The following is an 8906-nucleotide window of genomic DNA, read 5'->3' as shown; positions in this document are numbered from 1 at the left end:
CCGCTGGAACAACTCCCACAACTCATCCGGCACCAGCCGCTCAACGATCCCCACCACGACCGACAGCCTACCGACCCAAATGAGATGACGTCTTATTGCCGGACGCCAGGAGCCGGGATAGGCCTTCAGGCCGTGAGCGTCGACGGAAGCATGTGCGGTCGTCGCCGATCTCGGCCAGCGCCCTAGTGTTCTGAGTCGGGAATTCTGTTCAGATATGAGGCGAGGCGTTCGAGGATCTCGTCGGCGGTCTTGGTCCAGATGTAGGGCTTCGGGTCGGTGTTCCAGGCTGCGATCCAGTTGCGGATGTCCTTCTCCAGGGCCTGGACGGATCTGTGGACGCCTCGTCGTATCTGCTTGTTGGTGAGTTCGGCGAACCACCGCTCGACGAGGTTCAGCCAGGACGAGCCCGTCGGTGTGAAGTGCAGATGGAACCGAGGATGGGCAAGCAGCCACCTCTTGATGACGGGAGTCTTGCTCCTGTGCGCGGTGCCGGCGGTGCAGCGAGCCCATCACTTTGCCGGTGGCGACCTCCAGCGCGGCGAACAGCGTCGTGGTACCGGCGCGAACGTAGTCGTGCGTGGCCCGCTCAGGAACGCCGGGCATCATCGGCAGCACCGGCTGGGACCTGTCCAGGGCCTGGATCTGCAACTTCTCATCCACGCAGAACACCAACGCCCGCTCGGGCGGGTCCAGATACAACCCAACGACGTCGTGGACCTTGTCGACGAAGTACGGATCGGTCGACAGCTTGAAGGCCTCCGACCGGTGCGGCTGCAGCCCGAAGGCCCGCCAGATACGACGCGCCCTCGGCGCAGGCAAGAATGATCCTGCACCGCAACGCCCACGCCTGCGGCGGCCAGGGAAGCTGAGGGTGGTGCACTGGGGAAGGCCTCTTCGACCGCCTCGGCCAGGTCGTAGGCGGCGGTGCAATGCGGCCTTCAGCTGGACGAGGAGGGAAAGTATCTGTCGTCCTGATGCCGTTGGTGCCTGCCCGGTGCGGCACCAACGGCATCTAAGCAATCGGGGTTCCTCAAGCTAACGCCGTCGAGCCTCCACTAACGAGGCCAGATACTCCCCTGCGCCAAGGCCGACCGGCGTGAGCGCCGCCGCCTGACCAGCCCATAAGTTCACATAGTCTCCCCGGCCCTGTTCGGCCGCCGCGCGGCGGATCGGCTGCATCAGTGCATTCTGAATGGGGTACGGGGGCACATCTTCTTCATGGGCGGCCATCTCACGCACGAAACGGTTAGGGATCCCGCGCGCGGTACGACCAGAGAAGAGGCGAGTAAGCACGGTGGTCCGCGCCTGGGACCCGACCAGCGCCTTCTTGTGTATGACGCTTGCCCCTGACTCGCGGGTTGCCAGGAAACCAGTGCCAATCTGCACAGCATCGGCGCCCAGAGCGAGGGCGGCGGTGACCCCCCGACTGTCAACGATGCCGCCTGCGGCGACGATTGGCAACGCAACGGCGTCAGCTACCTGCGGGACCAAGGAAAAGGTCCCGACTAAAGATTCACGGACAGGTTTCAAGAACGAGCCCCGGTGACCGCCGGCATCACTGCCGGAGGCCACGATCACGTTGACGCCAGCGTTCTCCAGAGCAATGGCCTCGTCTACAGTGGTCGCTGTCCCGATCACCGCGATGCCAAGACGCTTTGCCCTTCGGATCACCCGGTGGGGCGGGATACCCATCACAAAGCTGACCGCCGGTGGTCCTGCCGCCATGAGAGCGTCTACTTGCTCGTCGAAGCACGGTTGAGACCGGACATCTTCGGCCGAGGGGGCGTCAATGCTGAGGGCGTTGTAGTAGGGACGGATACGTTCAATGTGCCTGCCCAGTTCAACGTCGTTCAGCCGCGGTTCCTCCTCCCTCCCAAGCGGCACCCAAAGATTCACCGCAAAGGGGCGTGTCGTAGATGCCTTAAGCTCTGCGACTAACTTCGTAATCGCGCCAGGACGGAGATGGTGCGCGCCGTACGAGCCCAGGCCACCGCCCTCGGAGACTGCCACAGTGAGGGACACAGAGGACAAACCACCTCCGAACGGGCCCTGGATCACCGGATAATCGATACCTAGCAGTTGCCCCAAGCGCCCCGCCTTCACGCCGACACCGCCCCGGCAGCGGCGCCTCGGCCGCGAGCGAATTGAAGTGCCGCCTGCGCAACCCGCTGTCCTAAATGCTGGGCAGTGAGGAGATCTGACTTGGTCGGGGCCTGTTCAGCACTTAGGTCGGAGGCTGACTGGGCCATGGCTCCAACAAATCCGCCTAACCGGTTGAGGTCGTCAGGGCTCCCGGTTGAGGTATAGATCCAGCCAGGCGGAAGACCTAAGGGCACCCAGTTCATGCCATGCTGGGCGGCAAGGACGATCATTGATAGTAGCGCATTGTCCTTGTTGCCGTTGAGTCCTGCCGAGTTGGTAAATCCCGCCGCGAGCTTCCCTTGCCAGCCTTGTTCGGCCCAGACGCGGGCGCTGCTTTCAGCAAACCTTTGGAAGACCGCTGAGGTGCTCCCCATGTAGGTGGGTGAGCCAAAGATGATCGCTTCGGCTGCCTGCAGTGTTTCCCAGAGGGCATCATCAAGGGTGGCTACGTCTCGAAGGGTGGAGCGCACCCCAGGAACTGACTCGACGCCGGCAGCAACAGCGGCTGCTTGGCGCGACGTGTGCCCGTAACCGCTGTAGTAGGCGACGGCAACTGAGATGGGTTCGGACAACGGATCCTCCAGGGATAGTCAAACAGGTTCCGCCATCATAGACGACCGGTCAACTATCTGCCAAGCTTGTCACATAGTTGACCGCCCGTATCATCACAGTCATGGGACGCACCAGCACTGCACGCGACCGGCTACTCGACGCCACCGCGGGGTTGATGCGGCACCGGGGGTACACCGGCGTCGGCATCGCGGAGATCTGCGCGAGCGCCGACGTCAAAAAGGGGAGCTTCTATCACTTTTTCGACTCAAAGCAAGCGCTCACCCTTGAAGTGGTCAGCATGCACTGGCATTGCCAGCGCACCCTATGGGCCACCGAACTGTCTGGGAACAAGCCAGCTTTGACGCGACTCCGGAATCTTCTGGCATCAATGGTTTCGGTTCAGGAGCGCACAAAAGATGACACAGGAACCGTCGACGGTTGCCTGCTGGGTAACCTGGCCCTCGAGCTCAGCGCGCAGGAGCCGATGCTTCGGGCTCACCTCGAGGAGATCTTCGAGGAGCAGACCGCTCTCATCGCTGGGGTAATCAAAGAAGCAGCCGCCGAAGGCAGCGTTGACCACCGCAGCGCGACCTCAACCACAGCGCGAGCTGTGGTTGCCCACATCGAAGGCATGATCCTTTTCGCCAAACTCAAGAACGATCCATCAGTCCTAAATGATCTATGGCCACATACGTTGCTACTACTGGGCGCCGACGGCGCCTGACATGGCAGCGATACCGAGACGCGACCGTGTCTGCGCCCTCCAGCAGACCAGGATCGGGCCGATGCGGCCGGTGACATCAACTGGCTCGTCCAGATCGACTCCGCCATCGTCCGGTGGCAGGTAGAACGTGCCGCCGCGAAGCATGGCGAAGAGCACCTCGACGCGGCTCTGGACAAGACAGATGACCGCGGCAACGTGGTGTTTTCCTTCCCGGCGTTCCTGTACACGCGTGAGTCCTGCCGGGACAAGGTGCGAAAGCGGCGAGGCAGAAGGCTCCTTTGAGCTGCCGGTTTGCCACTGCTCGCTACGGATGTAAGTGCCCGGAGTGGCGGGGGCGAGGCCGGCGTTGGCGGCGAGTGTGCCGTCGCCGCCCTCAATGAGGATCCGGGCTGGGGTCCTGACCCCGATGCCGGGTATGGAGGTCAGGACCTGGGAATGTGGGGCGGGCCTCCTGCAGCCTTCGATCCATGCGACGAGGACTTTACGCTGGTCAACGAAAGAGACGAGCGAGGCGGCAAGGCTCGGCGTGATCAGCGCGGCGTCTGTGCCCGGGACGACGACGGGCTGCCCGTCGAGCGTGTCGCAGACGTCTCGACGAGTCGTTCGGCTCTGCGCGGTGGCCTTGAGTCGCAGCATCGTTACAGCCGTCACCAACTGACCTTTCTCAACTGGGCTGTGAGCTGTTGCGTTCGAGGGGGAAAGGGCGGCGGAATGGTCCAGGAGTGGGCTGAGGGCCGCTCAAGTGAGGGATGGATCTGGGTCAGCAGCCCGCGCACCTGGTTCGTGTCACGGATGGCCTCACCGGCGAACTCATCATGAACCCCACGATCACGCTCAGCTCGGCGACTGTCTCGTTGTCCGGTGCCAGATCACGCTGGGTGTGCGGCATGGTGCGGGCGGCTTCCGCGATCAGCGCCGTATCGCGGCCATCGGTCCTCGCCTCGCCGAGTAGAGATCGGCGATCCGCCACATCGTCAAACCCTCAAGGCACGGCACTCATCGCGGGCTACGGCCAGCGACAGGGCTCCGATCGAGACGGGCCGCCCACCACGACGAACATGGTGTCGTGCCTCGACTGCAGCTTGGTGAACAACCCAGTTGAAGCCTCGCTGTTGGGTAGCGGCCTTTCTGCTCGCGGGGTGAGCGCAGTGCCGGTGATGCTCACCCTCACCGACGTCCGAAAGCAGCCCTGATCGGGTTACGGCCCAGCCAGCCCATACTTGACGTCCAGGACATGACTGATCTCACGCACAAGTTCGTGATCAATTTCCAGCACATGCTGTATGGAGAGGAGCAGCTTCTCTTCCTTCTCAGCCAGGCCGCCAGCCCGAGCCAGCTCCGTAGCGCAGACATAGAGCCTCTTGCGTAGCTCAACCGATGTCAGGCCAACAAGTACGCTCACCGCCTGATCAACACTTCCATGAGCATCTGCCGCCACACTCTTGGCCGCTTCGTAGTACTCGTGAAAATCCCGTCCAAAGAATTCAGGCAGTGACTTGGCGTAGGATTCCACAAGCGCTAACTGCTGAGATGATATTGGGCCGTCAATATGGCAGACGAGCATCATCCCGTGCACCATTATTGCTTTCTGCTCGAACTGCTCTTGAGTCTCCATGAGGGTCACGCCTGGTGATCCTTTCTTGAGCGAAGTCGGCGGAATGCGCCGAGCCGTCTCGGTGCGCAATTCCTATGGCACACGTCGATCAGACTGGGGAAGTATCGCTTTCAATTCGACAGACAGCCGGCAACCTGATCTCAAAAATTGTCCCCTCCCCCAGAGAGCTCTCGCAGGTTATGTCTCCACCGAGCAGATTGGTGACGATGTTTTGCACGATCGCGAGCCCCAGCCCAGTTCCACCGATCTCGCGCCCCGATGTGACAAAGGCGTCAAACATCCTGGGCTTAATCTCATCGCTCACGCCCTTGCCGTAGTCCGTAAACCTGACAAGGAAGCCGTCTCCACTGCCCTCGATGGTGATATCGAGAGCTCCCCCTACGCCCGGATCATAGGCATACCGTATGGCATTCTGAGTCAGGTTTATTATCACCTGACTCAGGTGTCCCGGATATCCAATCCAGCGACATCCTTCTCCATAATTCGGGTGCACATTAGCGTTGATACCCGACCTTCTTAGATCAGGCCCCATCGTCTCCATGCAGTCTTCAATTATGCCCTTGATGTCAGCTTCTACGCACTCATCAGAAAGCTGCGAGGCAGACAGCTGCCGGAAGCTCTGGATCATTTTATGAGCACGATCCAGATTCTTGTTCATGAGACGGACGGACTCTTGCAGATCGGCCGCTTCTTCGGAAAACTCCGCCTCTGCATTCGAAATCCCGTCGATAATCTCCCGGGTGAGCTCACTGACCATTGACCCCGCTGTGCGGGCGACACCTAGCGGGGTATTTAATTCATGAGCCACACCCGCCACCATCGTTGCGATGCTCTCTAGACGCTCTTGGTACATCTGGCTGCGCAGGTTCTGTTCCTGACTCAAGCGCTCCCGAAGGCGTAGCGTAGAGAATGCGATGCACCAATTTTCAATGAAAAGCTTCGCATCTGATGCCAGGTCTCTCCTTGATTTAGCTGAAACCACTTCAGAATTCATCGAGAAGATGATTCCACCCGGGATGGGAGTGGAATCACGGATAGCCGTCTTCCCCAGATTCTCCTCGCGGGCTTCAAAGAGGATTCCGAAGTCTGCGTCACTAAGCCCTAGGTCTCGTCCATGATGCTCCGTCATGAGCTCTGCGGCACGCTCGTGGGCGTTCATCAGGGCGCGGACGCATTCTGCCTTGGTCAAGTAGTCCAATCGCCCTTCCGAGATGATGGCATCTTCATCCCTGGTAAGGTCGTAGGCAAATACCGTTTTACAGTGATGCTTAAGTTCCAGGAACCCCAGGGCCTCGCCCATGAAGACAACAAGGTCTTCAACGGTACTAACGTATTGCAGCGTTCGAGTGAAGCTCTGCAGTTGTCTCCCATAGGCCAGGAGCGTGGAAATATCCTGGGAACTGCGGAGACATGCTCTCACGACCGAGAAAAGCCGTTCCGGAGAGATATCGGCCTTATTCATGTAGTAATCGATGTCGTAGTCGTTGAGAATTTCCTCCTCTGGGACGAGTCCAGGCTGTCCCGTCCGAAGCACAATCCTCGTGGACCTGGGGCACCTGTCACGGATCAGTTCGCACAGTTCTAGGCCTGCCCCTTCCTCCTCCATGACCACGTCGATCAACGCCACGTGAAATTCGTGGCCTTCTTTCAGAAGAGTGACCGCTTCAGCCTTGCTTCGCGCACCTGTGAGCTCGAAACGTTGGTTTCGCCAAGACTTCTTCTTAAGGACTAGCTTAGTTACCGCATGCACGTCTGCATCATCGTCGACTACTAGGACTCTCCACGGCATGGCTATGTTTGTGCCTTTCTTGGGTCGACTTGGCTGCCTCGGAATAATCCCAGAACGGTGCCAGTCAGCGAAGGGTTCGTCGGCTGTGCGGCTCTTGCAAATCTGACAGGCCGGCGGAGGTGAGTTACCAGCTTGACTTCAGGAATCTAAGCTTCCCTACGGAATGTGTTCCATTGAACCGAGCCAGAGATGTCCCTAATGCTCTCATTTACCGACTCCAGGCTCCTGCGTTTGGATTCAATTTCCGTAATCTCGGAATAAGCCTTCAGTGCGGTGCGAACCATTGTAGTCAGACGTGTAGAGGTGAGCTCGCCCTTGGATAGGTAGCCGTCAATTCCATATTCCTCTACTACTTTCTTTTCTGGGGCCATGCCAGGCTGCCCAGTACGCAGAAGGATACGGACGAACTGGTTCCGAATCCGATCCCTGATAAATCGACATGCCTCCAGTCCGGCTTCGTTGGATTCCATTACAACATCCAGAAGTATGACGCTCACCTGGTTCTCGCCCTGCATAATGCGGATCGCGTCGCCAGCTGAATGAGCACTGAGAAGCTTGACACCCCTCCCTTCGTATTTCAGGGAGCGCAGCGCAATGCGTGTGATCTGGTGAACGTCTTCGTCATCATCGACGATGAGGAGTACGTGAGGAGGCTGCTTGATTTCTGCTTCCATGAAATTTAATTCCTTCACGCCCGTCGCTGATTGGAATGTTCTTTGAGTTTGGCGCTACCTGTGGCCATGTCTTTCAATGACCGCGTGAAGCAGGAAAACTGTCGGTATGTCGTTAGCACGCACTTCTAAATGCTCTGTGTCATGTTATGAGGAACCCGATGAGGGTGCAGAGTATTTGCTACTCAGCGTCTACCGAGTCGTGCCCTTGATCATTTCTTGTGGCGGCAGCGGTGTTTCTGTGGCTGGGCAGCCCCATGTCCGAACCGGAAACGCTGTCGGGCAAAGGGGAGAAGGACCGCTGGTCTCATCCCGTCTGTGGTCGCTGGTGTTGGCTGTAACCGCACCAGTTTCGATCGGGTGATCCTGGCATGTCACGTGACGTCACTGAGCCGGAGACGTGAGCGGCTGGCGATCCCCTTACTGCACCGGTTGTTGCGCGCCGCGAGACAGGCACGGAGACTACGCCCGCGGCCAAGGCGCCGCAGGGAACTTCGCCCTTGGCCTACGCCGATGGATGGTGCAAAATCCCTCGCCGCAAGCGATCGAGGAACTCCTGGCCAGGCAGCTCTCCCAGCATGGCCCATACGCCGACGGGGCCTCCTGCGGGCGCTTCACGAGGAACATCTCTCTACAGACGTGGCCCTACTGCCTCGTTGCGGCAGAGGGCGGGACGTAGAGTTGACTGTTCTGGAGGACTGCGGGAGCTGGCCAGGCCGTTGATTCCAGAGGGCAGAGCGTAGCCGCAGGCGGCGGTACACCGAACGCACGTGACGCGACCGCGGTCGCACCTGTCATTCACATGCTGGTCAGCGGCTGCGCATGGCTGGCCAGGCGCAGCCGCCGTGAGTCGACGTCGCGCAGCCAAACGCCCATCGCCGGTTCCTGAACCATTCACGGGCAAGCTGGTGTCTTGCGCCAGCGTCACGAAGCGGTCCTCCGCAACTCGACGACCCTAGCCTCCTCATGACCGACCTCGTGAGCCACCAAAACCACGTCTCAATGCCAGCGCCGTGCACCGTGTCTTACCGGATGCAGCGGCGCTGGTGTGCGAGAGGTCTTTCCCCTGCTCCTTGAGCTGACCTCTGGACGCCCATCTCTTCAGCCCCGTTGAGTAGCAGATGCTCACCCACCTCGCGCACTAGCGGAGGAAGGTGGACGGAATCAGTGGTCACATGCCTAGCTTGGCAAGCCATAGCTTGACACGGGGCCGAAAATAATGGGGTCGTGCAGCCAATCAGTTGGTCCTATGCCTGGAACACCTGAGTACGGAGGCAGTCGATACCCTTTCTCGAGGAGCGTTGTGTCCCGTCGTCTGTTCACCTCGGAGTCCGTGACCGAGGGCCACCCCGACAAGATCGCCGACCAGATCAGCGACACGATTCTCGACGCCCTTCTGCGGGAGGACCCGAC

The 8906-nt window shown here is 59.8% G+C and carries 9 protein-coding genes and 1 pseudogene; 2 read left to right on the top strand and 8 right to left on the bottom strand.

Annotated features, from left to right (window positions below; all coding sequences use genetic code 11):
- Positions 1-182: 182 nt before the first annotated feature.
- From ACF08N_RS37280 to ACF08N_RS37270, 3 genes and pseudogenes are all read right to left on the bottom strand, one after another.
- Positions 183-798 (bottom strand): annotated as a pseudogene (locus ACF08N_RS37280) (IS630 family transposase); the annotation flags it as partial.
- 237 nt (positions 799-1035) lie between these two features.
- Complete coding sequence (locus ACF08N_RS37275) at positions 1036-2103, bottom strand: NAD(P)H-dependent flavin oxidoreductase (protein WP_392329157.1); 1068 nt, start codon at positions 2101-2103, stop codon at positions 1036-1038.
- The gene (locus ACF08N_RS37270) at positions 2100-2714 is read right to left on the bottom strand and encodes a flavodoxin family protein (RefSeq protein WP_392329156.1); all 615 of its coding nucleotides are present in this window, start codon (positions 2712-2714) and stop codon (positions 2100-2102) included. Before ACF08N_RS37270 ends, ACF08N_RS37275 begins: the two co-directional genes overlap by 4 nt.
- A 101-nt stretch (positions 2715-2815) precedes the next feature.
- Between ACF08N_RS37270 and ACF08N_RS37265 the strand changes: the two genes are divergently transcribed.
- On the top strand, positions 2816-3418 hold the full coding sequence (locus ACF08N_RS37265; RefSeq protein WP_392329155.1) for a TetR/AcrR family transcriptional regulator: 603 nt from the start codon (positions 2816-2818) through the stop codon (positions 3416-3418).
- On the opposite strand, the gene ACF08N_RS37260 is transcribed toward ACF08N_RS37265, so the two are convergent.
- The 5 genes from ACF08N_RS37260 to ACF08N_RS37240 form a co-directional block, all read right to left on the bottom strand.
- Complete coding sequence (locus ACF08N_RS37260; protein WP_392329154.1) at positions 3395-4069, bottom strand: hypothetical protein; 675 nt, start codon at positions 4067-4069, stop codon at positions 3395-3397. The genes ACF08N_RS37265 and ACF08N_RS37260 overlap by 24 nt on opposite strands.
- A 109-nt stretch (positions 4070-4178) precedes the next feature.
- Complete coding sequence (locus ACF08N_RS37255; RefSeq protein ID WP_392329153.1) at positions 4179-4388, bottom strand: transposase; 210 nt, start codon at positions 4386-4388, stop codon at positions 4179-4181.
- 228 nt (positions 4389-4616) lie between these two features.
- A complete protein-coding gene (locus ACF08N_RS37250) occupies positions 4617-5042 on the bottom strand; it encodes a hypothetical protein (protein WP_392329152.1) in 426 nt (141 codons plus the stop codon).
- Positions 5043-5121: 79 nt separating this feature from the next.
- Positions 5122-6822: an ATP-binding protein gene (locus tag ACF08N_RS37245; protein WP_392329151.1), complete on the bottom strand. Its 1701-nt coding sequence runs from the start codon at positions 6820-6822 to the stop codon at positions 5122-5124.
- A 146-nt stretch (positions 6823-6968) separates the two neighbouring features.
- Positions 6969-7496 carry a response regulator gene (locus ACF08N_RS37240; RefSeq protein WP_392329150.1) on the bottom strand — a complete coding sequence of 176 codons (528 nt, stop codon included), beginning with the start codon at positions 7494-7496 and terminating at the stop codon, positions 6969-6971.
- A gap of 1300 nt (positions 7497-8796) precedes the next feature.
- Here ACF08N_RS37240 and ACF08N_RS37235 point away from each other — a divergent pair.
- A partial coding sequence (locus ACF08N_RS37235) for an S-adenosylmethionine synthetase N-terminal domain-containing protein (RefSeq protein ID WP_392327156.1) occupies positions 8797-8906 on the top strand: 110 nt, incomplete at its 3' end.

Source organism: Streptomyces sp. NPDC015127, from assembly GCF_043080095.1.
Lineage (GTDB): Bacteria > Actinomycetota > Actinomycetes > Streptomycetales > Streptomycetaceae > Streptomyces.
The sequence above is the reverse complement of the archived record's forward strand: the minus strand, read 5'-3'. Positions and strand labels throughout refer to the sequence as shown.

What these genes read in the sequence shown, in the direction of transcription:
- ACF08N_RS37240 (WP_392329150.1), bottom strand. Translation starts at nt 7,496, where the DNA reads ATGGAAGCAGAAATCAAGCAGCCTCCTCACGTACTCCTCATCGTCGAT.
- ACF08N_RS37265 (WP_392329155.1), top strand. Translation starts at nt 2,816, where the DNA reads ATGGGACGCACCAGCACTGCACGCGACCGGCTACTCGACGCCACCGCG.
- ACF08N_RS37245 (WP_392329151.1), bottom strand. Translation starts at nt 6,822, where the DNA reads ATGCCGTGGAGAGTCCTAGTAGTCGACGATGATGCAGACGTGCATGCG.